Here is a 23,189-nt window from a genome sequence, read left to right on the forward strand (position 1 = left end):
GAATATTCTCTACGGATTACGACCCCATTTAGCTCGGTAATCGCTCTCCATCTTTTCGCATGCGCTTGCCGCGAACCTGGCGGCGCTTGGATCAAGTGATTTCTTCGACTGCTGTTCCCAGCAATAGCTAATCGCATCGCGAGATGCTTGACGCTCTTTGCCTTCAGGCGTGTTGCCAGCGCAAGATCCCACAATCATCATGAGAATGAAGCCGACCACAGGGACGCCAACCAACCACTTCCAGACGCTGGACTTCTCCTTCTCTACCCGCTGCTTTCCTACGGGGATATTTGCAACAGCGTCAATTGATCCTGCGCCAGCAACAGGTTTCCATCCATCTTCAGAAAAAATCGCCTTGCACTTCTGGCAGCTTCCCGCACTCATGCTCACCGAGCTGCCGCACCCAGGGCACGCGCCTATTTCAGGTGTTGCAATCAGCGTCTGAACAGGTGCGCCACATCCAGGGCATGCAGCCGCCTTGTCACTGATTTCCTTCCCGCATTCTGTGCATGCGATGAGCGCCATATCCCCTCCAGTAGGTAAAACTGGAGGGGATGGTATCAAACACCCCTCGCAGGTAGCGCCAGCCCACCCCCTGGCAGTGCAGTTGCCCTCCTGGCATACGATGGGAGCTTCCACACAACCCATCGCCAGGAGGGTGAACATGAACCAAGCCACCGCTGACCTACTTCTAGCTGCTCATGTGAGGTCACTTGCGTACGATATTCGTAGCAAGGAGTTGCATGCAATAGAGGATGAGCGCCATAGGAATCTCAAAAAAACCGAGGGCTACGATAAATTGGATACGGAATCCAAGCGGATCGCTTACGCCGAGTTCAAGGAGGAATGGCTTAGATCGCACCCGCTGACGGGATATGTTCAGAATGCCTTGCGCCAGCTTTCCGAAATCTCAACAGAGATCAAGCGGCACACATCCTAAGTAGCACAGATCAGTCTGCACTCCTCAAAACGGCGCAAGGACTGCAGCTCTTCCAGCACTTGCTGCAAAAGCTGGTCGCTGCGCCGGACGGTCGCAACTTCCTGCCGCAGCGCGCGCAATTCGGCCAACAGCTCGCTGCCCACGGCGAACTTCGGCATTCCGGCGGCGTCCAGCGCGCGCAAGACATCAGCATGACTGAAGCCGTAGGCCTGGGCCTTGGCAGCGATTTCGGCTTGGCAGGCGCAGTCTTCTGCGGAGTGTGTTGTTGCTGCTTTTCCTTGAGTTTCCATACAGCCTCCAGATGTTTCAAGGCCGCCAGCGGGCGGCGTTATTCTTCACGCATGGCGGCCAGGGCCTCCGACTCCATGACACGGATGTCGCTGAACAGTGCGTCGTAGTCCTCTTCGCTCAGGCCCATGCGGTCCAGTTCGTGCTGCAGCGGGATGTAGTCGAGCGAGGCCGGACCGCTCATGGTGTAGCGCCACTGGCTGCCGACCTTGCACCACAGCTTGTAGGCCGGGAAGTTCTCGGGCCATATCTCCACGGGCTGCTGCTCTGCCTCCCAGTCCCGGTACGTCATGCCCCAAAAGCCGAGTTGCTCGGCTGTCGGGGGCTTGCGGTAGATGGCAGCAGCTATGGCCCTCAGTTTCCCAGGCGGCCCGTGGTGCAGAGCTGGCGGTAACCGTCCCACAGCGCGGCGGGCGCGGCCGGCGCCTGGTCGAACAGCTCGATCAGCGTGTCCTTGCTTAGGGCGGGGAACTCCTCGTTCCAGGCGGCCAGGTACTTGAGCACGTTGTCTGCGTTCACGGCATCGCCACGCTCGAACATGCCGGCGAAGCTGAACTTGGCTTCCTCGCCTTCCTTCTTGGCCGTGTCCTGCTGGGCCGTGGCCAGCGCCAGCGTGGCGCCCGCGATCTCGTCCCAGAGGGCGCCGAATTCCTTGCGGGTGCGGTACTTGAACTTGCACTCCAGCTTCGCGCTGGTGCCATCCGGCAGAGGGAATTCGATGGTGCCGGAAATGGTCTCGGGACGCTTGCCCAGGATGAACGGAGCAGCCTTGTCGGCCTTCTTTGCGGATGCGGTCATGGTGATGTTCTTTCAGCAGATGGATGAGAAATGCCCGCGCCCGACTGCCCGCCTCTGCTGAGAGACGAAACAGCCGGGCCGGTGCAACTGGCGGCCGATCAGACGGCGTAGCGGGTGGTGCGGCCCTGCGGGGCCATGGCGGCGGTCACGGTGTCCACCTGGCCCTTTGTGAGCGAAGGAACCTCGTTCAGGGCGATGTAGCCGTAGAAGTAGTTCACGTTGCCGTTGGGCTTGAGTACCTTCAGCGCGACCAGCAGGCGGTCCTCGGAGGCTTTCTTGGTCGCCTTGTAGCCCGGCAGGCTGGGGTCATCGCCGATGGGAATGGTGATGCTGGTGGCACTGAAGCCCGTGGGGATCTGGAAGGTGTTCATGCTGGCCAGGGGCGCCACTTCGGCGAACTGAGCCTCGCCGCCCGAGGTGGACGGGTTCAGGACCTGCTGAATTTCCTGCCACTTCTTGATGGGCAAGGCAGACGCCGGCACACCGCCGCCTGTGGTGAAGCGCGCAGTGTTGGAGGTGTCCAGACCTTCGATCTCGAAGGTGCCTGCGGCCGTATTGGCGACGCGGTACGCGCGGTTGTTCGCGTCGTCCCAGCCTGCGGTCAGGATGAACTCCTTGCCGTTTGCCATGCCGTGGCCCGCTGCCGTGGCAACCGCTGCTGTCGCGTTGCTGATGGCGGTGATCGGGATCACTGCGTCGTATTCGGTGGAAATGAACAGCTTGGAGCCGTCCGGAACGCTATATGCCATGGTGGGCCTTTCGGATATGAAAAAACCCGCCGAAGCGGGTTGAGAGTTGCGCCCGAGCGGGCAAGAAAACCGCCAGGCGGCGGAACTGGTCGGGACCCTATCGGGCGCCCCAGATGGTGTAGGTCTGCAGGTAGCCTGGCGTCTCGTCGCCGTCTCCATAGGCCCCGATGGGCTCGGAGACCGGCCGCGCGATCAGCTGAGGCATCGCTGCGCGCAGTGCGGCCTCGATGGTCTGCATGAGAGCAAAGGCCTTGAGCGGCGTGCTGTCCCAGGTGTTGATCTGGATCTGCACGTTGCGCTTGTCGGCCACGGTGTTGTCCAGCCACTCCAGCAGATCGCCACCGATGTGCTGCCAGGTCACATAGGGTTGCTGGGTGCCGAATGGCGCCGTGCCGACATGCACGCGTGGGCAGGCGGTCAGCAGAACGGCCATGAGGTCAGATTCAAGCGCCACCGTAGGCCCCCTGTCCAAACAGCCGGCGCCACAGCTCAGCCTGGGCGGCCTTCTGCGCCTCCGGCAGCGAGCTGGCTGCGCTGCGCACGAAGGCCTTGCCAGGCACCTGCTTCGGGCTCGGAAGAGTCACATAGTAGGCATCCTTCTGGGCTTGACTCGCGCGGCGGGGTGGAGGCGGCTGGCCGTCCATGCCCGGCCTGACCATGGGTCGCACCTGGCCGTCGTTGGTCTGGTAGTAGCGGTAGCGCTGCAGGTAGCCGAACTCCACCAGGTGCCCATGCGGCGCCTTCTTGTGGTTCCAGCTGACGTGGTACTCCGCCCTCTTCCCGTCCTCCGACTTCTCGTCGCTGAAGTACTGGTAGATGGAGCGGTCAAGGTTGCCAGTCACACGGCCCAGGCCCTGGACGTTGAGCTTGACGCGCTCGTAGATCACCTGTGCGCCGGCCTGGGCCATCGGCCGGATGGCAGCCTCCACGCCGGACTCCAAGTCGCGGAGCATGTCGTTCACGGCGCTCAGGTCCAGCTCCATGCCGAACGAATTGCCACCGGTTAGCACCTTGCGGCGGCCATCCCGCCCCGGATTGGATAGGGTGCGCCTTGCCATTCAATCCTCCTTCAGGACTTGCCATGGATGAGCTTGCACACGAGGTCCATGTATTCCCGGGTCGGACCCGGAAGCATTGCCTCGATGCTGTAGATCTGGCCGTCGAACAGCACGCGCATGCCGGCGTCCAGGCCGGCGCGGCGGCGGATGCGAATGCTCGCGCGGACGATGGACACCTCAGCGTCTGCCTTGATCGTTCCCAGGCCAGACTTGTGCTGTACGTTGGCAGCGATACGGCCCGTGGAGATGTTCTCCCAGCCTTCGGGCAGCGGAGTGCCCCAGTCATCCGCGCCGCCAGTCTTGCGTTGGATGTGGATGCGATCCTTGAGGGTGCCGGCCTGCATGTCACACCCCCAGGCCAACCCGATGCGGGTACAGCAGCGAATGCGCGCCCATCGGCAGCTTGTTGGCAGCCGTGGAAACAACATCCTCGCGGTTTGCGTACAGGTGCCCCAGGATGAGCAGGATGGCGGCCCGCACGGCGGGGTTGATCACCATGGGCATCGCCTCCTCTGGCTCGTCAGCAGCATCCAGGTCGGCCTGGGTGGCGTAGACGTTCCGGTTCAGGAAGTCGCTGGCCGCCGTCTCGGCCGCGCCGATGTAGAGCTCGATCAGGGCGTCCTCATCATCGACATCGACGCGCAGGTGCAGCTTTGCCGTCGGTAGGTCGATGAGGCTCACTTTTTGCCTCGCGCCGGCTTCGGGGCGGCTGCAGGCACCTGGTCAGCAGCGCCAGCGTCTGCCGCCTTGGGCTGCTCGGCCTCGGCGGGCTGCTCCTTGGCAACCGATTCGGACACCTGGTCAGCAGCGCCAGCGTCGATCAGCTGCCGGCCTCGGCTGCTGTCCATGCACGCGACCATGCCGGCGCGCGGGTCCGGCTTTTTGAACTTGATGAGCATGGCTCTCTCCTGGTGGAGATGGGCAGGCCCGCCGAAGCGGGCCCAGCCATCAGGTGATGTTGCCGAAGTCGCCGTAGATGAAGGCTTCGGGGCGATACACGGCCAGGGCCAGACGCTCTTCAGCCAGGACGGTGACCAAGTTCTTCACGAAGTCGTCTTCGTTCTCGGTGGCCACCTCGACACGCGCTTGCCAGCGGTCGAACAGCTGCGCGCCCAGCTTGAAGGCGCCCGCCAGGAACTTGTCCACCGTGATGGCCTGGGTGGTGACCACCGGGCGGTTCCACAACGAGGCGCCGATGATGCCCTGCGGGTTGCCTATGATGTAGCGGCCCGTGGTGTCCTTCAGCAGCTCGATACGCGCCCAGTCGATGGGATTCATCACCACGCCCGTGGACGGGAACTCGGCCAGCTCAGCCTGAAGGAATGCCAGGCGGATGTTGTCGATGTTCGTCTCGGTGCCGGCCGGGTCGAACGGCGCAGAGAAGGCCGTGGCCTGCGGGATGATGCCCAGCAGGTTCTGGCCGGTGCCGTCGCCGTTCAGCAGCTGCTGCTCTTCCTTGAAGGCCAGGCCGTAGCGCAGGCGGCCATCGATCAGGCTAGCCAGCTGCGAAGCGTCGCTCAGGATCTGGCGCGATGCCTTCATGTAGTGGGCGATCACCTTTGCGGTCGTGCTCACCAGGTCGAACTTCATGCTGGACTCGGGCTTCTTGGCGCCCTCGGCCACCATGCCGGCGTTGTTGGTGAAGCCCGTTTCCTTCACGTACTCCAGGGCGTTGCCGTCCATGTTGCCGGGGGTGATCAGGTCGCGTACGGTCATGCGGCGCTGCGGCAGGGCCAGCACGCCAGGCAGGCGCGTCGTCTGCACCAGATCGCCAGCTGCACCGTCGGTGTCGGTGGTCACGCTGGTGATGGCCGCCTTGATGGTCATGTCGGCGCGGCCACGGGGGGTGGTCTCTCCAAGGAAGGACTTGACCTTTTCGTTGTTCACGAACTGCTGGCCCAGCGACTGGTGCTGCACATCGCCGCCAGCGCCGTTGGCCTCCAGCTTCGCCAGCAGCTGCTGCGCGCCCTGCAGGCTGGCCTGCAGTTCGCCCTGCTTGAGCAGCAGGTCATCGACCTGGCGACGGGTTTCGGCGCTGAGCTCCGCGTTCTTCGCGGCCGACTCGGCGTGCGTCTTGAGCTGATCGCCCACCGTCTTCAGGCTGGCATTGATCTGCTTGATGTCGTCATCGATTTGAGGCATGGGATGCCCTTTCAAAGGAGGATAGAGGTGAGGGATGCGGCCAGAGCCGCCGTACTGCTGATGTCGGCCGCAGGGCCGCGCTCGGCGGGATCTCCCTCGCCGCTGCCAGCGGGATCACCCACGCTGGACTTGAAATCGCTGATGAGGCGCATGGCCTCGCTCTTGGGCATGCCGCTGTTGCGCAATGCAGCCTCCAGACGGCGCACCGCCGAGGCGCTGGCGTTGCCGCCGCCCTTGCCTACTTGGTCGGAGGCAAGCAGCTCGTCTGCGAAGCCCTGCTCCACGGCCGCCGCGCCGCCGATCCAGGACTCGGAGTCCATGAGCTTGGCGATGGCCTTGGCTTCCAGGCCCGTGCGAGACGCGTAGATGTCGCCCATGGCGGCATCGAAGGGCTCCAGCCAGGCGGCCAGCTCGCGCAGGTCGTTGCGGTTGCCCATGGCGACAACCCAAGCGTTGTGGATCATCAGGAAGCCTGCACGGGCAATCTGCACCGTGTCGCCGGCCATGGCAATCACAGAGCCCGCCGACGCGGCCAGCCCCAGGATCTTGACGTTCACCTCGCCTTCGTGCTCGCGCAGGAGGTTGTAGATGGCCAGGCCCTCGAACATGTCGCCTCCTGGGCTGTTGATGTTGACGGTCACCGGGCCTTTGCCCAGGCCGCGCAGCGCGCCGGCTACGCGCTTGGCTGTGACGCCCTCCCCCGTCCAGGGGTCGTAGCCGATGGCGTCATAGATGCTGATGGAGCGCTCTTCGTCGCGATCAGCTGCGCGAACCTCGGGACTCCAGCGCTCCATAGCGCGCGGGAGGATTTCGCTGCGCAGGCTAGCGCTCGGCCGACCCATCGGGGCCACCGGCAAGTTCTTCATGCTCATGGTTCAGCCTTTCTGCGGCTCTTCGTTGAAGCCCAGGAACGCGCGGAACGCGGCCCGGGCCTGGTTTGCTTGGTCTGCGCCGCCTTCCTGGCCCAGGGCGTCGAGGGTCGTCATGGCCGACTGGACCGTCAGCACAGCGGCGTTGCCGCCCATCGGCTCCCGGTCTTCCAACTCGCGCACTTCGTCGCGGGTCAAGATCCCGTTGTTGACCATCGCGGCATAGAACGCGGCGCGGCCTGCGCTGTCGGCGCGCAAGAGGCCCTCCACGGCGAACTTGGGGTAGAAGCGCGTGCGCTCTGCTGGCGTCATCAAGTCCTTGCTGATGGACTGCTCAATGCGCCGCAGCCATGGCCCCAGCGTGAATGTCAGAAAGCCGATCATCTGCTGCTCGATGCCGGTCCCCCAACTGGTGGACTTCTCTGTATGCCCGACCATCCAGGGCGGGACACGGAACCAGCGGCAGATCGATTCCACGGAGAACGCCCGCGACTCCAGGAGCTGTGCATCAACTGGGTTGATGCCGACAGTCCCGACATCCGTTCCACCCTCCAGCACCGGGGCCTCGCCGCGCTCCACCGAACCCTGGATCTCGGCCTTGAACATCCGCCGTTGATCAGGCTTCAGGAATGCAGCCACCTTGTAGTAGACCGTCGGCAGCATCCCATTTCGGAACGTCTTTGCGGCGGAGCGCTCGGCGGCCATCGCCGAGCCGAACACCTTGGCGCCGTATGCGATCACCGACACGCCGGTTTCGCCATCGAGCGTGAAGCCTGGCACGTTCCAGATCCGCGATGCCGGGATCTCCCGGGGCGTGCCGTCGGCTCGCGGGTACTGGTAGATCTTTCGGCCATTGATGTCGCGGGTGATGACCAGCTTGTTCGGGTCCAGGAAGGCCAGGCCCACCAGCTGCGTGCCGACATAGAGTTTTTCCGCTCGCCCGTTCCCGCGCAACAGCATCGAGGCCACCAGGGCCTCCCAGAACACCGATGCGGTCGAGTCCGCGTTCGGCTGGTCGTGGATGATGAAGTGCAGCGGGTGATGGCTTGCCAGGCGCTTGCCTGCCGAGGTCTTCTCATGGATCGACAGTGGCAGCGTGGCGATGGTTTCGGAGATGAGGCGCACGCAGCTCCAAACTGCATCCACCTGCATCACCGCCTTGGGAGTGACATCCACCCCCGCCTCGCTGTCCATCACGCGATCCGTATACAGGTCCTTGTCGCGCAAGCTGAAGGAGCGCACCCAGCCGTCGATGGCCGCGCGCACGCGGCCGACAAGGCCTGTGTTCGTTCGATTTTTCATGCCTTGCCCGTCCGTATTGGGTTGCTCAACCAGTCATCCAAGCCACCCATGGCCTCTGGATTGAGAGACATCAGTTGCACCGCGTTGAACAGCGCCATCAGCGGATCGATCTTTGCGGCGCCGGTGCCCGAGCTACTGGCCTGCTTGGTGATCAACATGGCGTTGCCCTTTGGCTCCACCTTCGCATTGCTGACGCACCAGGCCATGAGCGGCTGGCCGCAGTGCTTGAGTACACCCTCAGCCAGCTTGCGCTCGGCAGTCTTGATGGCCCCTCCCAGCTTCCACCCCTGGCTGATGCCGATGATCTTGTCCTGCGGCACGCCGGCCGCCACCAGGGCTTCCAGCACGCCGCCGACGCCCGCAGGGTCGATACCCACCCGATCCAGCAGGCCGGCCTGCTCCACCTCGGCCACGATGGAGGCCAACTCCTCCATGTCATCGCCGATGCGCTCGACCAGCACCAGGTCGCCGTCCTTCACGAAGTCCAGCAGTCGCGGCGCGATCTCCTTGCGCCGCTCCAGCACCGAAGGATGAGCCCAGGCCCTGCACCAGGCGAGCCAGCGGCCAGTCTCCTTGCAACGACCCACCAGTGCGAAGCCCAGCAAGTCATCCAGCCCGCCGCCGTCGATGCCGGTCGTGATGACCTCGCAGCGTGCCAGCAGCTCCTGTAACGTGACTCGCTCGACAGCGCCGGCCCAGAAGTCGGCGCCGGCCCAGCGGTCGGCCCGCAGGTTCATGCCGATCTCGACATTCAGGTGCTTGGCCAGGAAGCGCTGGAATCCGCCGTCGCGCTCCGGCGAGCGCTTACTCATCTCGTCCTGCAGCCACTCCAGGCTCACCGAACGCCCCATGTTGGGGTTGGTGATGTAGAAGTTCTCGCTGAGCAGGTAAGCCTTGCTCTCCAGCATGGCCCTGGGGAACTCGTACAGGATGCCGAGCACCTTCGGGTTGTGGACGATGCCATCGCGCACGTCGCGCCAGTAATCGAGCTTCTTCTTGAACTCGCCTGCCGGCGCATCGTCGGACTGCGTGGTCAAGAAGATCACCCAGCCCTCTTCCCGCGACACCTGGCCACCCAGGGCCTCCTGGAACATCGCACTGGCATTGGCCCGCTTGCCGAACAGCCAGAGCTCATCCACCAACACCCGACCGGCCTTCTTGCCCGACACGGTGTCGGTATCGGCGGCCACCACCTTCAAGGTGTTGCGGTTCACGCGGTGCGTGATCGTCCGGATGTGGTCCTGGATGTGGAACAAGGCCGAAAGCTCTTCGTCCGCCCGCACCATGCTGGCCGCTGGCTTGAACGAGTTGTCCGCGACCTCCTTTGTTGGGGCGAGGATCAAATGCTCCTCGTCCTCACGCCAGCACAGGATCAGCGCGGTCAGCATGATGCCGGCCGCGATGGTCGATTTCGTGTTCTTCTTGCTGATCAGCAGCCCGTATTCCCGGATCAGCTGCTGGCCCGTTTCAGCGTCATAGGCGCCGAAGATGGCGCGAACGAAGTCGAAAACCCACTCCTCGCTGCACTCGCCGAATGTGGGAGGGCGCCATTGCCCTATCTCCTCATCCCACACCTTCGCCAGGTCCACCACCTTCAACTCTTTGAAGATGGCCAGGGCTTGCTCTGCCTGGTCTCGGAAGATCGGCGGCGGAATGATGGACTTCCGCTGCACCAACCTTTCTTCCCAGTCGATGCATGCGGTCGTCCAGTCCATTCCTATACCTTTCTTCCGTTAGATGCCGCCAGCTTTGGGGGCGCGGCCGGCGCAAACCTGCTGGCCACCTTCTTGGCGGCATCCGCCTGCTGCTCCTTCTTGCCGCCCTCGCCCTTCTTGGCGAACTCGAACGGCATCAGCGCCTTGGCAGCGTCAATCCGCAGCTTCGGCTCCAGCATCTTGTCGTTCATGGCCGCCAGTAGGAAAGCCCGGGGGTCCCGGTGGGACAGCGCCTGGCTCAAATCGAAACTTCCGGCTGGCGGCTCCGCACCAGGCGCTGCAGGCGGTGCCGCGCTGACCACCTTGGCCTTGCGCTGCAGGTGCGCCAGCACATCCTTGTCCTTGGCCAGCCGCGATCCAGCCGCCGAAGCGGATGCCGCGCTGTACCCAGCGGCTAGCGCCGCCATCTTGTTCGACTTGCCCGCCAACAAGGCCTCGGCGAACAGCCGCTTCTTGCCTGTCAGCGCCATCGCAAACCCCTTCCAGTCTTTAACATCCCTTTAACATCTGGCGCGCGTTAAAAATCGCGCAAACCCAGTACTGGCGCGGCCTGCAGCCGTGTTAACGGGCAGGCCGGGCCTTTAACATCTTTTCCCACGGGGGAAATTTTCTGCGCGTGAGGAACAGGGCGGTCTAGGCCGGCGAGGGCTCCAGACTTTGCCCCACCCCCTCCCCCTGACCGCGCCGGCAATGCCTCTGGATCGTGTCAGACGGCCTCAGGCAGCGCCAGCACCGAGACGGGATAGATCCAGCGCCCGCAGCAGCTTCTGCACCTCCTGGACGCTCTGCTGGCATTCGATGGTCTTGCCGTGCATCGTCACGATGTACGACCGGATGCCATGCCACTGGCTGGATGTTCCGGCCTCGCTCACCCGGACGATGCCATCAGGGTTGAGCAGATGTCTGTGACCATTGCAGTCTGTGACTTCGATCATTGCCTCTGCTCCTCGCGTTGCTTGTCCCTGCTGTGGTGGGTGGCGCACAGCGGCTGCCAGTTGCTGCGCCGCCAGAACAGCGACTGATCCCCGCGATGCGGGGTGATGTGGTCAACGACCGTAGCCGCCTCGACCCTGCCCTGCGCCTGGCACATGAGGCACAGCGGGTGCTCGCGCAGGAACTGCTCGCGGGCCTTCTGCCACTTGTAGCCGTAGCCGCGCTGCGCTGCCGTCTGGTCGCTGGTGCGCCAGCTGCCGGCCTGCATCGTCTGCACACGGCGGGTGTCGAGCACGGGCAGCGTGCTCTTGAGCGTCTTGAGCATCTGCCCTCCTTGATAGGTACCGCCACGCAAGCCTTGCACCCCATGCGCTATGCATGCTTTGCCGGGTACACCTGGTGGCGGCTGAAATGGTTCCCCATCGGACTTACGGCGCAATGCCGCTGGGGATGTGCCGTTCGCTTCGCAACCAGCACCGTGGCAGCTCACGGTGGAGAACCCCGCACGCTCAGTCCACAGCGCGCACCCCGACTGGCTCAGGGCGGAAACAGAAAAGCCCGCAAGGCGCAAACCGTGCGGGCTTTGGACGTGTCTTTCCATCTCTTGCTCACCGAAGCCGCTACGGGCAGTCATCGGAGTGCTGGACGGTGACGCCGGCATGCAGACTTTCTCATGCGAACCGGCAGTCGCAATTCTAACAACAGTTTTCAGGCGGTCAATGGTTCGAGTGTGTTTTTGCGCCGATCCGGCCGCCAGCGTCCTGCATGCAGCTGTCCATGTAGCGCATCGCCTTCGCGCCTACCGCACCCTCTGGAGCGGGCAGCACACCCGAGCCAGCGCAGGCCATGCACTTGTCGTCGGACAGCTCCGTGTCGCTCCAGCGCTTGAGCATCAGCCCTCGGCCGCAGCACAGCGGGCACTTCGGGGAGAGCCATTGCAGGATGATCTGATCGACCGCCTTGTCGGGCATGCCGTCGAGCAGCAGCTTGATGGCCAGATGACGGCGCACGCTGCGGAGCGACTTGAGCGGCTGGACAAGCAGGAGCATTTCGCTGTCGTAGCTGGCCTGCAGCCTGTCCTTGGCCGCCTTCGTACTGTTGGCGGTCACCTTGGTGATGCCCTTGCCCATGGATACACGGGCGGCGCGGAATACATCGCTGCGCGAGGGCTTCTTCGGCAGGCGGCGACCAGCGCCATCGAATTCAGCCTGCAGGCGCATCAGCGCGGCGCCGAACTGCTGGGGCGCCCAGGCCACGGCCATGAGGTAGTCCGCATCCCCGGTAGTGCGCGCATCCACTCGCAGTGACATGGAGTGGGTGGCTGCGGCGTACCGCTCTTGCATCGTTGGTGCTTCGCTCATCGTGATCTCCTCAGTGTAAGCGTTCCGCGAACCCATCTTTCATCTCACCGTTGAAGCTGCGAACCTCGGGTCTTCGCAATCAACGAACGAGACGAGGTGGACATGGATCGACAGCAGATGGAACGGTGCCTGGAGCAAGTGGCGGCGTATCGTGCCTCTGGCCAGAAGGCGCAGGTATGGGCCGAGGCCAACGGGGTGCCAGCGGGAACGCTGCAAAGCTGGTGCGCACATGCGCGGCGCTGGCAGGCGCGGCTCGACGGCGTCAGCCCTGAGCCCTCGCCAGCCGCCAGGCCGAGCGGCTTCGTGGCCGCCCGCGTGGCGCCTGGTGCCGCATCGACATCGGTGCGCGTCGAATTGAACGTGGGAGGCACCCGGCTCGATCTGCATTGGCCGCTGGCGCACACGCGTGAACTCGCTTCGCTGCTGCGGGAGTTCGGCCGATGATTCGCATCGACGTCATCTGGCTGGCGCTTGGCGCGGCCGACCTGCGCGGGGGCATCGACACGCTGTTGGCCCAAGTGGTGCGCGGCTTCGCGCTGGGCGCGCAAGCCCACCACGCCTACGTGTTTGCCAACCGCCGCGCCGACCGGCTCAAGGTGCTGGTCTACGACGGCGCGGGCATGTGGCTGTGCACCCGGCGGCTGCAAGCGGGCAGCTTCGCCTGGCCGCGCCAGGACACGGGGTCACTTCAACTCACGCGCGAGCAGTTCGACTGGCTCGTCGCGGGCCTGCCGTGGCAGCGCCTGGGCAGCGCGCAGCCGCAGTCGATCACGGTGGTCTGAATGCGCTCGATTCGAGGTCGGGATTTGCGCGTTTGTCTATTGGAGAAAGTCATGCCTCGCGCGCACGCGCGCGAGGCATGATGGCGGCCATGCTCGAAGGCCCGGACACCCACACGATCGATGCGCCGGGCGCACTGGATTCGATGCAGGAGCTGCGCGATGTGATCGGGCGCATGCAAGGCGAGCTGAAGTTCAAGCAAACCAGGATCGAGGCGCTGAACTTCGAGATCGCGCGGCTGAAGCGCTGGCGCTTCGGCTCCTCCAGCGAGAGCCTGGAGACGAGCACGCAGGCGGTGCTGTTCGATCAGATCCTGGCCGACACGGCGCTGGAAGACCGCGCCGCCCAGCAAGACCAGAAGCCACCGGTAGCGCCACCCCGGGCCAAAGGCCAGGCGGTGCGCCAGGCGCTGCCGGCGAGCCTGCCGCGCATCGATCACCATCACGAGATCGAGCAGACCCACTGCGAGTGCGGCCAGCCCTTCAAGCGCATCGGCCAAGAAGTCAGCGAGCAGCTCGATTGCGTGCCGGCCCAATTCTTCGTGCTGCGCCATATCCGCGGCAAGTACGCCTGCACGTGCTGCCAGACGATCCAGGCCGCGCCGATGCCCGCGCAGATCATCGACAAAGGCATCCCCGCGCCGGGCCTGCTCGCGCAGGTGGTGGTGGCCAAGCACGACGATCACTTGCCGCTGTACCGGCAGGAAGAGATCTACGCGCGCTCTGGCGTGCACATCCCGCGCTCGAGCATGGCCCAGTGGATCGGCATCTGCGGGTGCGTCTGGCACCGCTGGCCGATGCACTGAAGGGCTTCATCCTCAGCCACGGTGTGATCCACGCCGACGAGACGCCGGTGTCGCTGCTGGCGCCGGGGCGCGGCAAGACCAAACGGGCCTACGTCTGGGTCTACCGCACGACCAACTTCGTGGCCCAGCGCGCGGTGCTGTTCGACTTCACCGCCAGCCGCGCCGGCGAACATCCGCGGCGCGTGCTGCGAGGCTTCGGCGGCACGCTGGTCAGCGACGATTACAGCGGCTATTTTGGGCTTCAGGCGCAAGGCGTCAGCGCCGCACTATGCTGGGCCCACGCGCGGCGCAAGCTGTTCGAGGCGCACGAGTTCAACGCCAGCCAGATCGCCGGCCAGGCGGTGGCGCTGATCGCAAAGCTGTACGAGGTCGAGCGCGAGGCGCGCGAACTCGAACCCCAGGCACGGTGGCTGCTGCGCCAGCAACGCTCCAGGCCCATCGTCCAGGCCCTGCACCTCTGGCTGACCGGGCAGCGCCAGAAGCTGGCCAATGCCGACGTGACGGCCAAGGCGATCGATTATTCGCTGAGCAATTGGCGCGCGCTCACGCGCTACCTGGACGACGGCGACGTCCCAATCGACAACAACGCGGCGGAGAACGCGGTGCGCCCGCTGTGCGTTGGCCGCAAGAATTGGCTTTTTGTAGGCTCGCAGCAGGCCGGCGAGCGCGCTGGCGTGGTCATGAGCCTGATCGAGTCGGCCAAACTAAACGGGCACGATCCCTGGGCCTACCTCAAGGACGTCTTCGAGCGTCTGCCCACGCTCAAGCAGCGCGACCTCGCGCAGCTGCTGCCGCACAACTGGCGGCCTGCCACCGACATCGCCGTGCCAAACGCGGCGCTCGCCGCCGCCGCGTAGAACCATCCTTCAACACGCCGTCATCGACGGCGCAAGGGTGTCGTTCGCGGAACGCTTACTCCTCAGTTTCCAAGCAGGCGCTGCACGGTCACGTTCAGCGCGTCCATTTCGTCCATCCGCTTGACCGCCCACATGCGGCGCTGGCCATGCAGGCCGAGCAGCGCGCCACGGTGGCAGCTCTCGCACAGCGCAATGCACACGTACTGGCGGTGCTGCTTGACGTGGTGCGCCTCGCTCGGGCCCGGGGCGTCACACACGCTGCAGGGCAGCTCCTTCACGGCAGCCAGGTGCTCGCGCTCGCGGGCGCTCAGCTTGTTCAGCATGGGGACACCTCCACTACGACACGGCCGCCAGGGGTGTCGCCCCGCGTGATGCTCAGACTCCAGTGCTTGTCGTCCACGCCCAGCACGTCCGCCAGCCCATCCAGGCCGGCCTTCATGCGCGCCAGGGCGTTGTCCAGGTCATAGGCGCGGCGCGTCGGCGCGTGGAACGTCAGGGCGAGGTGCAGCTTCTGGGCCTGGATGCGGCGTACGCCCTGCTGCACAGCGGCGTAGGCGCACGCGTGGCGGTATTGCTTCTTGACCTTTGCCAAGCTCGCCCAGTGCAGGCGAGCGTTCGGGCTCAGCTCCTTCGGAGGCCATGGGAGTTCGATCCTCACTGGACCTCCCGCATCACATCGCGCAGCGCCAGCTGCAGGGCCTTGAGCGATCCATGGTTGTCGATCACGCGGTCGGGCGCGAACTGGCTGCCGTCGGTGTCGCTGACGTGGCCCGTTGCGCCAGCCGAGACCCCTGGGCGCGTGACCTGCCAGATCTGGCCGCCCATCTCGCGCACCATCGCAGCCTCGTTCTGGAAGCGGCAGTCCGTGATGACCCAGAACAGGCCAGCCCCTTCGCCCTGCAGCACCTCGCGGGCGCGCTGGACGAAGTACTCCGGGTTTTGGGCGCGGCGGTAGTCGCCCCACCATTGCAGAATCTGCCGTGGGCTGCGCGCCGCGTGCCAGTCTTCGGCCGCCTTGAAGTCGCAGAAGCCGGAGTCCTTGCAGAAGTCGATGGCCATCAGGCACGAGGCGCGCTCCTTGGCGTCCCTGCGCTTGAGATCGTCCTCGCTCACATCCCAGGCCTCGGCCACCTCGGCATACAGCGCATCGGCGAATGCCAGCCTCCAGGCGGGAAGCATGCCCGCCACCGTGTCTTTTCCAGCGCCAGCGGCGCCACAAAGTGCGATCAGTCGCATCACTTCCCTCTCCTTGTGAGTGCTGAAACCATGGTGGATAGGCCGCCCGCGCCAGCCGGCTTGACTGGGTGCTTGCCATTGCGAATGCGCCAGACCAGGAAGCCGCTCACGCCGAACGCTGCCCCTGTCTTCGCGCAGCTGTCGGGGCTGGCCAGGATCTGGCTGACCATCTCGGGCGTCACCTTTGTGCAACCCAATGCAATGGAGCGGTTCGCCAGGATGCGGCGAACCTGGCCCTTGAACGCTCCCTTGCTGCGCACGTATCGGCCAAATGCGGCATCCGTGGCGCAGCGGATGTGCTCGGGGTTCACGCAGGCCGGGTTGCCACAGGTGTTGAATACCCGATGCCCTGGAGGCACAGCAACACCCTTGGTGACGTGATAGACAGCGCGGTATCCACACTGCGAGGACATCTTTCCGCCCCGGGCGAGGTTCGGGGCATAGATGAACGGGACGCCATCATCGCCACGGGTCGCACCGCGCCACAGCCAGTGCCCGTCCTCATCGATGAAGCAGCGGCCTTTGATTTCTTCAAGCGTCCTCATGCGAGCCTCGCTTCCTGGCTCGCGCTGGAGTTGGCCAGCAGATGCATGGCGTGCTGCGCCAGCATTGTGATGTTGGTCTTGCCCGCTGCGCTGCCGTTCTTCAGGACAGCGACGGCGCGCTCCCGGTTGCCAACCAGCGCAGGCCGAGGCAGCGGCAGGCCATTGCGGGTGTACTCATGGTCGGGCGAGCGGTCGCCCATCAGACGGCGCGGGTACTCGTACTGGCCGCGCTCGGTGTATGCGCGGTGCGATTCCTGGAAGCGGTGCTGCAGGTAGGACAGCTCCTTGAGCTCCATCCGGCACATCTTGGGCCAGCCGCCCAGGTCTTCGACCACGGCATGGATCGCAGGGTCATCGAACACGACATCGGTGTAGGCACCCACAGCGCTCATGGCTTCGTGCACCTTGCCCCAAGCGATGGCCGCGCGATCTGTGGATGTGCCCGACAGGACGCGAGCAACGTCCGCCACCTTCGGCGCAAACTGGCCGCGCTCCGGGTCGCATGCGTGTCGCTGCAGTGCCTTGGAAACCTGCTGCATGTCGAACGACTTGCATGCGTCCCACCACACGTCCAGCAGGAACTTGGAGACGTCTTTGCCGTAGTACGCCATCACGTCGGTCAGGAGGTCGGCGAACTGGCCTTGTTCATGCTGCTGCATAGCTGCCTCCCTGTCCCTGCGCCGCCCAGGCCGCGCCCACATTGCGGTTGCGCTGCTCCAGGGCCTCCTGCTTGTTCACCGGGGCAGCAGCGCCAGCCACCGGGCGGCCATTGCGCGGCAGGTTGGCGCGACGGATCCAGTTGCGCCACGTCGCCTTCCAGTCGGCCTTGCGCCCGTCCTTGCCTGCAGCGGCATGGAAGTGGTCGGCGAACATGGCCGCTTGGCGTCGCACCTCCTCGGCGGTCATCTCGGGGCGCTCTTCGATTGCCCAGGTTCCCCAGCTCTTCGGCAGCATCCAGTCGCTCGGCAGTCGAGTCCCCGTGGTCGATGGCTTTGCATCGGGTTCGGGCTTGGCAGGCTGAGCCGGAGGCGAAGTTTCGGCGTGACGTGGACCAACAGGTACTTGTTCTTTAAATGTCTCTTCTTCTTTATCTGTATCTGTATCTGTATCTGTACGCGTGACATCCGTACCTGTCACGCGTGACGCATCCGTACTGTCTTCGTGACCTTGCGTGACATCGTTGCCTGGAGCGGCTTTCGCGGCCTTTTGGCGTTCGCGTTGGCGTTGCTTGCGAACAGCCGCCGTGGTGTCCACATCGCTCTGCATCTGCAGCACGGCCCACTTCACCGGCTGCAGCGTCTCCTGCTCGATCAGGCCCACTTCGGCCAGGCGGCGGGCCACCTCTTCCAGGCTGCGCACGTCCAGGCCCAGCTTCACGGCAACCTTGCGCATCAGCAGGCTCGGAGTGTCCGCCTTGTCCAGCAGGCCCTCGCCCTTCAAGCACAGCAGCGCCACGAAGTGCCAGCGATCTTCAAACGCCAGCAGCTTGAGCTTGTCGTCATCGACCATCCGCGTGTACAGGCGGAGCCAGGGGAGTCGCTTGGTCATGCCTGGCTCCTTGCGTTGTCCGCCGCGTGCTCAGCATCGAGGGCGATGGCAACGCTCTGCAGCGCCGCAAGCGCTTGGCCGAGTTCGGTGCGCACATACGCGCGGTCGTTGTCGCTCACATTGCCGTCGGACTTGGACTTGGTGACAGCAAGCAGCACATCGGCCATTTCATGGACAGCGTGGGCGGTAGCGCCCTGCAAGCACAGGCTCCCGCCAGTGGGGACGGCAGGCAGCGCCAGCATGCCGGCCTTGAACGAGAACACAGTGCCCAAGGCAAGGGCCTCGGAGCAGTTCGCCTCGCGGCACATGTCCGCGATCAGCTCGGCATCCAGCAAGCCAATCTTGTGGTGGGCCGACGAGCCGCTCAGCTCCTTGCGCAGCACCTCGTCGGACTTGTTTAGGCGGGCGGCCAGGGCCGGACGGCCACCGGGATAGTTCGCGACCATGCGTCGCAGGGCATCAAGGGAGTTCATGTCCGGGCTCCAGAAAAAAGGACGTTGCGGCCGTTACCGCTGGAAACGAAACTCGCTGCATGCAAAAAATCACAACAACGAGCGAGAGAGGTGCCCGCCACTCCCTGGGCTATGCTGGAAGCTCCTACACAACCAGCGCCAAGGAGGGCGGACATGAAAATCAAGGAAGAGCTGATCGGGCCGGCGGCAACACTGGCCGCCGCGATCCTTTCGAAGGTCGAACCCGAGCACTCCGTATTCACGCGAGAAATCCTTACCAGCGCCTTCGAGGATGCGTACTTCACGCTCCTGGATGGGATAGAGCGCGTGAACAGCGAACTCGAGCGCAGAGAGAAGCCCGCAAAGAAGCGCGCTGCAACGGGGCTGGCCACAAGGAAAGCGCCCACCAAAATCACCGTCCGCTAGGTTTTGCAGTCGGCTTTTCCGACTCCAGCCGGTCGCGGATGCCGCGCTTCATGCGGGCATACAGGCTGGAGTCGCGGAACCGGCGCCGCGCCTTGAGCGCTTTCACAGATTCGGGAGTGGGGCCGCCGAAACGGTATCGCTGCTCAGCCATGGGTGGCCTCCTGGGTCTGGGGGGTGGGCTGCGCCAGCGGCATACCTGGCACGCGAGCGCGGCGAGGCGCCGTAGCTGCGGCCAGATCGATCCCCGATAACACCTTGCGGTGCGCAACTTTCAGGAACATCACCCGCGCTGCGGGGATGCCATCCTTCTTCCAGTCGCTCACGCTGGGCGGCTTCACATTGAAGATGCGCGCCACCGCAGCGGTGCCGCCGAGCGCGTCGATAACCTGGGTTGCGGAGGTGTTCATGCTTCCCATTATTAGGAGTCGCTAACTCATTGTCAATAGCCACTCCGAACAACCAAGCTGTTAGCCTTTCCTAATGACACTTGCAGACAGACTTTCCAAAGCCATGGAGGCCTCGGGCACCAGCCAGGCCGACCTCGCAAGGGCTTGCGATGTGAAGCCACCGAGTGTTCACGGCTGGCTGAGCGGCAAAGCAAAATTCCTCCGAGGCGAGAACCTGCTGAAGGCGGCTGCCGCGCTCAAGGTCAACCAGTTGTGGCTCGCGACAGGCGAAGGGCCTATGGCAGGGCCAATGCCTGAGCCGGTGGAGATCGACTTGGAGAACAACCCTGAGTACCCCATCATCCGCCGCGTACGCTTTAAGCTATCAGCTGGCGTCACCGGTTTTGGGGTGGAGCCATCAGGCGATGCAGGAAACCCGCTGGCTTTCCGCAAGGACTGGTATGAGCGCCGAGGCTTCAAGCCCTCAGACCTGCTGGCTACAACAGTAAGCAACGGCAGCATGGAACCCGGCCTCTACGACGGCGACACTGTGATCATCAATACCGCCCAAACGCAACCCAAGGATGGCGTAGTCTTCGCCGTGAACTACGAAGGCGAGATGGTTGTGAAGCGGCTAATCCGAGATGACGGGCAGTGGTGGCTTTCTTCAGATAATCCCGACCAGCGCCGCTACCCACGCAAGGTGTGCCACGAAGACGTTAGGCTTATTGGCGAAGTTGTCCACAAACAAAGCGAGCGGATCTAAGCGGGAAGGAGAGGCTGACCGTGGTTTACTTGGCTTACCTGATTCTTGCGGCATTGGCATGCTATGTGTTTTTGAGGATTAGGAAAAGCAAGCGAAAATTTTCCGAGTCAGGTCAAATTATCGATCACAAGGATGCGCCAGCGATTACTGATGAAGTCGCTGGATGTGACCAACATTCTGATAATGGAATCCCGCAGAATTCATTAGAGAGTTCGCAATGCGATTCTCCCGAGCAAGTAATTAAAGACACTAAAAGAGAAGAGGTCGCCTTCATTGATGTTGAGACCACCGGTCTTGACCCATCGAAAGACAGAATAATTGAGGTAGCTTTACTAGTACTCCCGATTGGCGTTTCTTGCATGGTTGAAGGGTATAGCAAACTGGCGAATCCAGGCATTCCAATACCAGCGCGGATAACGGATTTAACGGGAATAACGGATGCAATGGTCAAAGATGAAAGACCTGTGGGCGAAGTTGTTAGAGAACTCCTTGATGCCATAGGAGATAGACCTGTAGCTGCGTACAACGCAAGCTTCGATACCTCATTTCTCAAGGAAGAAGCAAAAAGGATAAACCGAATCTTTGAGAATGAAACCGTATGCCTAATGCAATACGTCAAGAATAAGCATCCAGATCTAAGGCGATACCGTCTTGGAGATGTGTGCGATGCATTCGGAATCTTTGATACAGAAGCAGAAAAGCAAGGATTCTCTGAGCATCGTGCTTTGTACGATGCAGAGCGAGCGCTAAGGTTATTTCTAGCAATAAGCTCCGGACTCTTGCCGAGCCCTCCAAGCCCTAGATCGTCAGACCGAGAGGTGGATTTTGAAAACCTCGAGAAATATCACCTTCTCAGAAACAAGGCAAAGGGTTTATCAATTCTAGGCAAAGAGAAGGAGGCTGAGAATCTAGATGAGGCCATCAGCATCCACCTCAAAGCAATAAAATTAGCAATTGATGCGGGAAGAGTGGAAATATACAAGAACACGGCCGACTGGTCTGGCCCGTCAATGACCGCAGACATTGGTGAAATATCGTGCTTAGACAGGCTAACGATATGTCTGTGCAAACGTAAGCGCGCATCCGAAGCGGCAGCTGCGGCCGACGAGTATTTCTCCGTGTTCCCAAAGCAAGCAGAGTTAAAGGTGGCCAATGCCATCCGAGCAAGAATCCAGAAGGCCGCAGCGAAGGCCTGACGTCGCCGCAGCAAATAATCTTCTGTCATTTTTTAGGCTGTCAAAGTGCCAAGTGGCGGACTGACGCATCTGATCTTCAGGGCAGCGCTCGAACAGAAGCGCCTCCACTGCCAATGCCTGATCCATCGCCCGGATGATGTCGCGGCGCGCAATCTCAAGCCGAGCTGCAGGATTGTCGAGGTTGCCGCTGTCCAGCGCCCACAACGCTTTGTCCAGGCGCTGAAGGGCACGCTCCACCTGCTCCTTTAGGCGCCAGCGCTCCTGTTCCGTCTGCGGGCCTGCCCATACGCAGCGCGCCGATGAGGGCAGCATGGGCTCCCGTGCTTCGACTTGCCCGCCAACCCCACCTTGAGCGGGATTTTTTTCGTCTGTGTGTTGAGTAGTCATGGACTGGAGTATCCCGTCCAAGAAAAAAGTTAGCAACTCCTATTGCCAAAATTCTTAGCTAGTCCTAATATTCAGCCCAGCGCACCACAAACAGGTTGCGCCGGGTGAGGTGATCGGGCCGCGCTCTACCGGATCTCTAACAACCTGCCGCCGATGTTGCTTGCTCCACCTGCGGGGCATTCGTCCGGCACAAGCACCAGCGGGCATGGCCGCTGCTCTGCTCTGGCAGTCCTGCCAGGCCACAGTCCGCCAAAGCGCGGTAGACGGGTGAATAGGTGAGGCAAACAGGGTTGCCAAGAACAGCAAAGCCCTCCGGCACTGCCGGCGCCAGCCCTGAGCGACATCAGGGCGCAAACCAAGGGGTTCAGCGCCAGCAGTGCCCCTTGGTTTGAAGTCGCGTGCACCACCTCCGATGGCCGGAATGCAAGGTTTCGTGCACACCATGCGACTCTTTTTCAGCCACGGCGAAACCTGAGCCGCCAGAACGCTCGGGGACAACTCATGGAGGCCGCCATGTAACCGCACCTGCACCACAACGCAAAGAGTTGATTTTGGGTTGTCCGCCCTGGCGACATAAAAGGCCAGGACCATCAAGAAAGAGCGCGGCACTGAAAAACTGCAACCGGGCGGGGAGCAAGGCAATCCGAGATGCCTCCATCGACATACCGGGGCCGGGTGATCCGCTCTTTTTCTTGATGGCAAATCGTGACAGGTACTTGCCCACCTGCAACCAGTGAAAGTCTGCCCTCCACATAGAAGGACAAGCCGGGGCGAACACGGCAGCCATCAACCCTCATCTCAGTTTCGCCGGGCCAGGGCCTTCACCACCACGCCATCTCTCCCTTGCGCGCCGCCATGCGGCACCGGCCTTTGTTCACCTCTCGCCCGCACATCGCGGGCGTTTTCGTTTCCGGCCCCACGGGCCACATCCCCAGGAGATCCGCATGCTGAGCTACGTGAACATCCACGGGCGGCCCGTGAGCGTCGCCCCCCCCAATCGAAGTCAAGAAGAAAGCCCGCGCCCAGCCCGATGCGTTCCACAAGGGGTGGCGCGTCATGGGCATCCCGCCTGGCAGCCTGGAAAAGGCGCGCGAGGAGCACATCAAGAAGGCGCGCGACGCGGAAAAGCGCGGCAAACCGATTGCGGATTTCGACCAGGGCGCGTGGCTCGCAAAGGCAAAGAAAAAGCCAGTGCGCTCCAAGCCTTACGAGGTCATGACCGCTGCGATGCAGTGCAAGGACTTGGCCGACCGCTCGGGCTGGCTGGCACTGGAGCTGACCGAGGTAACGAAAGGAGCTATCGATGATTCGCGTTACTCCTTCTGAGCCGTTCTGCGACGACCCGGATGCGCGCTACCTGCGCGAATCCCCGGGGCCGCTCGCCGTGCAGGAGCGCATCCCGGGCCGCTGGCTCGCCGCTGTGCTGCTGGTCCTGATCTTGCTGTCCTGCAGCGGCTGCACTGCGGCAGATGCGGCGGAGCCCAGCGCCAGCGCGGCGGACATCAAGCGCGCGGCGGCTTCGGCCTGGCTGTGCCCTGGCATGCATGCCGAGTGGTCCGGGGAGGTTGTCACCTGCCTACGAGAGCGGCCGTGATGCGCGCGCTGCTCCATGTCTTCATCTGGTCCGCCGTCTGCGCGGGCGCCATCGCC

At 63.2% G+C, this 23,189-nt stretch carries 36 protein-coding genes and 1 pseudogene; 9 read left to right on the forward strand and 28 right to left on the reverse strand.

The features are described 5' to 3' along the window. Window positions 1-9 precede the first annotated feature (9 nt). The gene (locus tag ACRSCF_RS24905) at window positions 10-525 is read right to left on the reverse strand and encodes a zinc ribbon domain-containing protein (protein WP_324622741.1); all 516 of its coding nucleotides are present in this window, start codon (window positions 523-525) and stop codon (window positions 10-12) included. A 139-nt stretch (window positions 526-664) separates the two neighbouring features. Between ACRSCF_RS24905 and ACRSCF_RS24910 the strand changes: the two genes are divergently transcribed. Continuing rightward, window positions 665-940, forward strand: a complete 276-nt coding sequence (locus ACRSCF_RS24910) for a hypothetical protein (protein ID WP_324622742.1) — start codon at window positions 665-667, stop codon at window positions 938-940. Here the strand turns inward: ACRSCF_RS24910 and ACRSCF_RS24915 are convergent. The 17 genes from ACRSCF_RS24915 to ACRSCF_RS24995 form a co-directional block, all read right to left on the reverse strand. Next, window positions 937-1,230 (reverse strand): hypothetical protein, encoded by a 294-nt coding sequence (locus ACRSCF_RS24915; RefSeq protein WP_324622743.1) that lies wholly within the window; start codon window positions 1,228-1,230, stop codon window positions 937-939. The genes ACRSCF_RS24910 and ACRSCF_RS24915 overlap by 4 nt on opposite strands. A gap of 38 nt (window positions 1,231-1,268) precedes the next feature. Further along, window positions 1,269-1,520: a DUF1799 domain-containing protein gene (locus ACRSCF_RS24920; RefSeq protein ID WP_050771847.1), complete on the reverse strand. Its 252-nt coding sequence runs from the start codon at window positions 1,518-1,520 to the stop codon at window positions 1,269-1,271. A 62-nt stretch (window positions 1,521-1,582) separates the two neighbouring features. After that, window positions 1,583-2,026: a phage tail assembly chaperone gene (locus tag ACRSCF_RS24925; protein ID WP_324622744.1), complete on the reverse strand. Its 444-nt coding sequence runs from the start codon at window positions 2,024-2,026 to the stop codon at window positions 1,583-1,585. Window positions 2,027-2,124: 98 nt separating this feature from the next. Further along, complete coding sequence (locus tag ACRSCF_RS24930; RefSeq protein WP_324622745.1) at window positions 2,125-2,775, reverse strand: phage tail tube protein; 651 nt, start codon at window positions 2,773-2,775, stop codon at window positions 2,125-2,127. A 97-nt stretch (window positions 2,776-2,872) separates the two neighbouring features. After that, window positions 2,873-3,208, reverse strand: coding sequence for a tail completion protein gp17 (gp17, locus tag ACRSCF_RS24935; protein WP_324622746.1), 336 nt, complete (start codon window positions 3,206-3,208; stop codon window positions 2,873-2,875). 10 nt (window positions 3,209-3,218) lie between these two features. Continuing rightward, the gene (locus ACRSCF_RS24940) at window positions 3,219-3,833 is read right to left on the reverse strand and encodes an HK97 gp10 family phage protein (RefSeq protein ID WP_324622747.1); all 615 of its coding nucleotides are present in this window, start codon (window positions 3,831-3,833) and stop codon (window positions 3,219-3,221) included. An 11-nt stretch (window positions 3,834-3,844) separates the two neighbouring features. Next, window positions 3,845-4,177 (reverse strand): phage head closure protein, encoded by a 333-nt coding sequence (locus ACRSCF_RS24945; protein WP_432675101.1) that lies wholly within the window; start codon window positions 4,175-4,177, stop codon window positions 3,845-3,847. Window position 4,178: 1 nt separating this feature from the next. Beyond that, window positions 4,179-4,514, reverse strand: coding sequence for a head-tail connector protein (locus tag ACRSCF_RS24950; protein WP_154833963.1), 336 nt, complete (start codon window positions 4,512-4,514; stop codon window positions 4,179-4,181). Further along, the gene (locus ACRSCF_RS24955; RefSeq protein WP_432675102.1) at window positions 4,511-4,732 is read right to left on the reverse strand and encodes a hypothetical protein; all 222 of its coding nucleotides are present in this window, start codon (window positions 4,730-4,732) and stop codon (window positions 4,511-4,513) included. The genes ACRSCF_RS24950 and ACRSCF_RS24955 overlap by 4 nt, the downstream gene beginning before the upstream one ends. Window positions 4,733-4,781: 49 nt before the next feature. Continuing rightward, window positions 4,782-5,975 (reverse strand): phage major capsid protein, encoded by a 1,194-nt coding sequence (locus ACRSCF_RS24960; RefSeq protein WP_432675103.1) that lies wholly within the window; start codon window positions 5,973-5,975, stop codon window positions 4,782-4,784. A gap of 11 nt (window positions 5,976-5,986) precedes the next feature. Next, window positions 5,987-6,847, reverse strand: coding sequence for a head maturation protease, ClpP-related (locus ACRSCF_RS24965; RefSeq protein ID WP_432675104.1), 861 nt, complete (start codon window positions 6,845-6,847; stop codon window positions 5,987-5,989). 3 nt (window positions 6,848-6,850) lie between these two features. After that, complete coding sequence (locus ACRSCF_RS24970; RefSeq protein WP_432675105.1) at window positions 6,851-8,146, reverse strand: phage portal protein; 1,296 nt, start codon at window positions 8,144-8,146, stop codon at window positions 6,851-6,853. Then, window positions 8,143-9,861, reverse strand: coding sequence for a terminase large subunit (locus tag ACRSCF_RS24975; protein ID WP_432675106.1), 1,719 nt, complete (start codon window positions 9,859-9,861; stop codon window positions 8,143-8,145). The genes ACRSCF_RS24970 and ACRSCF_RS24975 overlap by 4 nt, the downstream gene beginning before the upstream one ends. Before the next feature lie 2 nt (window positions 9,862-9,863). Further along, window positions 9,864-10,331 (reverse strand): terminase small subunit, encoded by a 468-nt coding sequence (locus ACRSCF_RS24980; protein WP_432675107.1) that lies wholly within the window; start codon window positions 10,329-10,331, stop codon window positions 9,864-9,866. 246 nt (window positions 10,332-10,577) lie between these two features. Continuing rightward, a complete protein-coding gene (locus ACRSCF_RS24985) occupies window positions 10,578-10,796 on the reverse strand; it encodes a hypothetical protein (protein WP_432675108.1) in 219 nt (72 codons plus the stop codon). Continuing rightward, the gene (locus ACRSCF_RS24990) at window positions 10,793-11,119 is read right to left on the reverse strand and encodes an HNH endonuclease signature motif containing protein (RefSeq protein WP_432675109.1); all 327 of its coding nucleotides are present in this window, start codon (window positions 11,117-11,119) and stop codon (window positions 10,793-10,795) included. Before ACRSCF_RS24990 ends, ACRSCF_RS24985 begins: the two co-directional genes overlap by 4 nt. A 391-nt stretch (window positions 11,120-11,510) precedes the next feature. Further along, the gene (locus ACRSCF_RS24995) at window positions 11,511-12,191 is read right to left on the reverse strand and encodes a hypothetical protein (protein WP_432675110.1); all 681 of its coding nucleotides are present in this window, start codon (window positions 12,189-12,191) and stop codon (window positions 11,511-11,513) included. 66 nt (window positions 12,192-12,257) lie between these two features. Here ACRSCF_RS24995 and tnpA point away from each other — a divergent pair, with 66 nt between their 5' ends. From tnpA to tnpC, 3 genes and pseudogenes are all read left to right on the forward strand, one after another. Next, complete coding sequence (gene tnpA / locus ACRSCF_RS25000; RefSeq protein WP_014386446.1) at window positions 12,258-12,599, forward strand: IS66 family insertion sequence element accessory protein TnpA; 342 nt, start codon at window positions 12,258-12,260, stop codon at window positions 12,597-12,599. Next, window positions 12,596-12,937 (forward strand): IS66 family insertion sequence element accessory protein TnpB, encoded by a 342-nt coding sequence (gene tnpB / locus ACRSCF_RS25005; RefSeq protein ID WP_014386445.1) that lies wholly within the window; start codon window positions 12,596-12,598, stop codon window positions 12,935-12,937. Before tnpA ends, tnpB begins: the two co-directional genes overlap by 4 nt. Before the next feature lie 143 nt (window positions 12,938-13,080). After that, window positions 13,081-14,597 (forward strand): annotated as a pseudogene (gene tnpC, locus ACRSCF_RS25010) (IS66 family transposase). A gap of 62 nt (window positions 14,598-14,659) precedes the next feature. Here the strand turns inward: tnpC and ACRSCF_RS25015 are convergent. The 7 genes from ACRSCF_RS25015 to ACRSCF_RS25045 all read right to left on the reverse strand — a co-directional run bounded on the left by ACRSCF_RS25015 (window position 14,660) and on the right by ACRSCF_RS25045 (window position 18,399). After that, a complete protein-coding gene (locus ACRSCF_RS25015; protein ID WP_324622757.1) occupies window positions 14,660-14,920 on the reverse strand; it encodes a hypothetical protein in 261 nt (86 codons plus the stop codon). After that, entirely contained in the window at window positions 14,914-15,189 is a 276-nt protein-coding gene (locus ACRSCF_RS25020) for a hypothetical protein (RefSeq protein WP_324622758.1), read from the reverse strand. The genes ACRSCF_RS25015 and ACRSCF_RS25020 overlap by 7 nt, the downstream gene beginning before the upstream one ends. A 62-nt stretch (window positions 15,190-15,251) precedes the next feature. Then, window positions 15,252-15,833, reverse strand: a complete 582-nt coding sequence (locus ACRSCF_RS25025; protein ID WP_324622759.1) for a hypothetical protein — start codon at window positions 15,831-15,833, stop codon at window positions 15,252-15,254. Continuing rightward, window positions 15,833-16,378, reverse strand: a complete 546-nt coding sequence (locus ACRSCF_RS25030; RefSeq protein WP_324622760.1) for a hypothetical protein — start codon at window positions 16,376-16,378, stop codon at window positions 15,833-15,835. Before ACRSCF_RS25030 ends, ACRSCF_RS25025 begins: the two co-directional genes overlap by 1 nt. Further along, window positions 16,375-17,037: a DUF6475 domain-containing protein gene (locus ACRSCF_RS25035; RefSeq protein WP_324622761.1), complete on the reverse strand. Its 663-nt coding sequence runs from the start codon at window positions 17,035-17,037 to the stop codon at window positions 16,375-16,377. Before ACRSCF_RS25035 ends, ACRSCF_RS25030 begins: the two co-directional genes overlap by 4 nt. Next, window positions 17,024-17,926: a hypothetical protein gene (locus ACRSCF_RS25040; protein ID WP_324622762.1), complete on the reverse strand. Its 903-nt coding sequence runs from the start codon at window positions 17,924-17,926 to the stop codon at window positions 17,024-17,026. The genes ACRSCF_RS25035 and ACRSCF_RS25040 overlap by 14 nt, the downstream gene beginning before the upstream one ends. Then, window positions 17,923-18,399 (reverse strand): phage regulatory CII family protein, encoded by a 477-nt coding sequence (locus ACRSCF_RS25045; protein ID WP_324622763.1) that lies wholly within the window; start codon window positions 18,397-18,399, stop codon window positions 17,923-17,925. Before ACRSCF_RS25045 ends, ACRSCF_RS25040 begins: the two co-directional genes overlap by 4 nt. Window positions 18,400-18,552: 153 nt before the next feature. Here ACRSCF_RS25045 and ACRSCF_RS25050 point away from each other — a divergent pair, with 153 nt between their 5' ends. Beyond that, window positions 18,553-18,804, forward strand: a complete 252-nt coding sequence (locus ACRSCF_RS25050; protein ID WP_046986919.1) for a hypothetical protein — start codon at window positions 18,553-18,555, stop codon at window positions 18,802-18,804. Here ACRSCF_RS25050 and ACRSCF_RS25055 read toward each other — a convergent pair. Further along, the gene (locus ACRSCF_RS25055; RefSeq protein WP_324622764.1) at window positions 18,791-18,955 is read right to left on the reverse strand and encodes a hypothetical protein; all 165 of its coding nucleotides are present in this window, start codon (window positions 18,953-18,955) and stop codon (window positions 18,791-18,793) included. The genes ACRSCF_RS25050 and ACRSCF_RS25055 overlap by 14 nt on opposite strands. Continuing rightward, window positions 18,948-19,211, reverse strand: coding sequence for a YdaS family helix-turn-helix protein (locus tag ACRSCF_RS25060; RefSeq protein ID WP_324622765.1), 264 nt, complete (start codon window positions 19,209-19,211; stop codon window positions 18,948-18,950). The genes ACRSCF_RS25055 and ACRSCF_RS25060 overlap by 8 nt, the downstream gene beginning before the upstream one ends. Before the next feature lie 73 nt (window positions 19,212-19,284). Between ACRSCF_RS25060 and ACRSCF_RS25065 the strand changes: the two genes are divergently transcribed. Together ACRSCF_RS25065 and ACRSCF_RS25070 are read left to right on the forward strand one after the other, a co-directional pair. Further along, a complete protein-coding gene (locus ACRSCF_RS25065; protein ID WP_324622766.1) occupies window positions 19,285-19,956 on the forward strand; it encodes a LexA family transcriptional regulator in 672 nt (223 codons plus the stop codon). A 20-nt stretch (window positions 19,957-19,976) separates the two neighbouring features. Further along, window positions 19,977-21,152, forward strand: coding sequence for a 3'-5' exonuclease (locus ACRSCF_RS25070; RefSeq protein WP_324622767.1), 1,176 nt, complete (start codon window positions 19,977-19,979; stop codon window positions 21,150-21,152). On the opposite strand, the gene ACRSCF_RS25075 is transcribed toward ACRSCF_RS25070, so the two are convergent. After that, window positions 21,096-21,539 (reverse strand): hypothetical protein, encoded by a 444-nt coding sequence (locus ACRSCF_RS25075; RefSeq protein ID WP_324622768.1) that lies wholly within the window; start codon window positions 21,537-21,539, stop codon window positions 21,096-21,098. The genes ACRSCF_RS25070 and ACRSCF_RS25075 overlap by 57 nt on opposite strands. A gap of 1,056 nt (window positions 21,540-22,595) precedes the next feature. Here ACRSCF_RS25075 and ACRSCF_RS25080 point away from each other — a divergent pair. Further along, on the forward strand, window positions 22,596-22,865 hold the full coding sequence (locus ACRSCF_RS25080) for a hypothetical protein (protein ID WP_324622769.1): 270 nt from the start codon (window positions 22,596-22,598) through the stop codon (window positions 22,863-22,865). Further along, a complete protein-coding gene (locus ACRSCF_RS25085) occupies window positions 22,843-23,133 on the forward strand; it encodes a hypothetical protein (protein ID WP_324622770.1) in 291 nt (96 codons plus the stop codon). The genes ACRSCF_RS25080 and ACRSCF_RS25085 overlap by 23 nt, the downstream gene beginning before the upstream one ends. The last annotated feature ends 56 nt before the right edge of the window (window positions 23,134-23,189 follow it).

Source organism: Delftia sp. 11MD (assembly GCF_050907895.1).
Taxonomy (GTDB): domain Bacteria; phylum Pseudomonadota; class Gammaproteobacteria; order Burkholderiales; family Burkholderiaceae_C; genus Comamonas; species Comamonas tsuruhatensis.

Coding starts and splice junctions, on each gene's coding strand:
- ACRSCF_RS24905 (WP_324622741.1), bottom strand. CDS start 525: ATGGCGCTCATCGCATGCACAGAATGCGGGAAGGAAATCAGTGACAAG.
- ACRSCF_RS24910 (WP_324622742.1), top strand. CDS start 665: ATGAACCAAGCCACCGCTGACCTACTTCTAGCTGCTCATGTGAGGTCA.
- ACRSCF_RS24915 (WP_324622743.1), bottom strand. CDS start 1,230: ATGGAAACTCAAGGAAAAGCAGCAACAACACACTCCGCAGAAGACTGC.
- ACRSCF_RS24920 (WP_050771847.1), bottom strand. CDS start 1,520: ATGACGTACCGGGACTGGGAGGCAGAGCAGCAGCCCGTGGAGATATGG.
- ACRSCF_RS24925 (WP_324622744.1), bottom strand. CDS start 2,026: ATGACCGCATCCGCAAAGAAGGCCGACAAGGCTGCTCCGTTCATCCTG.
- ACRSCF_RS24930 (WP_324622745.1), bottom strand. CDS start 2,775: ATGGCATATAGCGTTCCGGACGGCTCCAAGCTGTTCATTTCCACCGAA.
- gp17 (WP_324622746.1), bottom strand. CDS start 3,208: ATGGCCGTTCTGCTGACCGCCTGCCCACGCGTGCATGTCGGCACGGCG.
- ACRSCF_RS24940 (WP_324622747.1), bottom strand. CDS start 3,833: ATGGCAAGGCGCACCCTATCCAATCCGGGGCGGGATGGCCGCCGCAAG.
- ACRSCF_RS24945 (WP_432675101.1), bottom strand. CDS start 4,177: ATGCAGGCCGGCACCCTCAAGGATCGCATCCACATCCAACGCAAGACT.
- ACRSCF_RS24955 (WP_432675102.1), bottom strand. CDS start 4,732: ATGCTCATCAAGTTCAAAAAGCCGGACCCGCGCGCCGGCATGGTCGCG.
- ACRSCF_RS24960 (WP_432675103.1), bottom strand. CDS start 5,975: ATGCCTCAAATCGATGACGACATCAAGCAGATCAATGCCAGCCTGAAG.
- ACRSCF_RS24965 (WP_432675104.1), bottom strand. CDS start 6,847: ATGAGCATGAAGAACTTGCCGGTGGCCCCGATGGGTCGGCCGAGCGCT.
- ACRSCF_RS24970 (WP_432675105.1), bottom strand. CDS start 8,146: ATGAAAAATCGAACGAACACAGGCCTTGTCGGCCGCGTGCGCGCGGCC.
- ACRSCF_RS24975 (WP_432675106.1), bottom strand. CDS start 9,861: ATGGACTGGACGACCGCATGCATCGACTGGGAAGAAAGGTTGGTGCAG.
- ACRSCF_RS24980 (WP_432675107.1), bottom strand. CDS start 10,331: ATGGCGCTGACAGGCAAGAAGCGGCTGTTCGCCGAGGCCTTGTTGGCG.
- ACRSCF_RS24985 (WP_432675108.1), bottom strand. CDS start 10,796: ATGATCGAAGTCACAGACTGCAATGGTCACAGACATCTGCTCAACCCT.
- ACRSCF_RS24990 (WP_432675109.1), bottom strand. CDS start 11,119: ATGCTCAAGACGCTCAAGAGCACGCTGCCCGTGCTCGACACCCGCCGT.
- ACRSCF_RS24995 (WP_432675110.1), bottom strand. CDS start 12,191: ATGGGTTCGCGGAACGCTTACACTGAGGAGATCACGATGAGCGAAGCA.
- tnpA (WP_014386446.1), top strand. CDS start 12,258: ATGGATCGACAGCAGATGGAACGGTGCCTGGAGCAAGTGGCGGCGTAT.
- tnpB (WP_014386445.1), top strand. CDS start 12,596: ATGATTCGCATCGACGTCATCTGGCTGGCGCTTGGCGCGGCCGACCTG.
- ACRSCF_RS25015 (WP_324622757.1), bottom strand. CDS start 14,920: ATGCTGAACAAGCTGAGCGCCCGCGAGCGCGAGCACCTGGCTGCCGTG.
- ACRSCF_RS25025 (WP_324622759.1), bottom strand. CDS start 15,833: ATGCGACTGATCGCACTTTGTGGCGCCGCTGGCGCTGGAAAAGACACG.
- ACRSCF_RS25030 (WP_324622760.1), bottom strand. CDS start 16,378: ATGAGGACGCTTGAAGAAATCAAAGGCCGCTGCTTCATCGATGAGGAC.
- ACRSCF_RS25035 (WP_324622761.1), bottom strand. CDS start 17,037: ATGCAGCAGCATGAACAAGGCCAGTTCGCCGACCTCCTGACCGACGTG.
- ACRSCF_RS25040 (WP_324622762.1), bottom strand. CDS start 17,926: ATGACCAAGCGACTCCCCTGGCTCCGCCTGTACACGCGGATGGTCGAT.
- ACRSCF_RS25045 (WP_324622763.1), bottom strand. CDS start 18,399: ATGAACTCCCTTGATGCCCTGCGACGCATGGTCGCGAACTATCCCGGT.
- ACRSCF_RS25050 (WP_046986919.1), top strand. CDS start 18,553: ATGAAAATCAAGGAAGAGCTGATCGGGCCGGCGGCAACACTGGCCGCC.
- ACRSCF_RS25055 (WP_324622764.1), bottom strand. CDS start 18,955: ATGGCTGAGCAGCGATACCGTTTCGGCGGCCCCACTCCCGAATCTGTG.
- ACRSCF_RS25060 (WP_324622765.1), bottom strand. CDS start 19,211: ATGAACACCTCCGCAACCCAGGTTATCGACGCGCTCGGCGGCACCGCT.
- ACRSCF_RS25065 (WP_324622766.1), top strand. CDS start 19,285: ATGACACTTGCAGACAGACTTTCCAAAGCCATGGAGGCCTCGGGCACC.
- ACRSCF_RS25075 (WP_324622768.1), bottom strand. CDS start 21,539: ATGACTACTCAACACACAGACGAAAAAAATCCCGCTCAAGGTGGGGTT.
- ACRSCF_RS25080 (WP_324622769.1), top strand. CDS start 22,596: ATGGGCATCCCGCCTGGCAGCCTGGAAAAGGCGCGCGAGGAGCACATC.
- ACRSCF_RS25085 (WP_324622770.1), top strand. CDS start 22,843: ATGATTCGCGTTACTCCTTCTGAGCCGTTCTGCGACGACCCGGATGCG.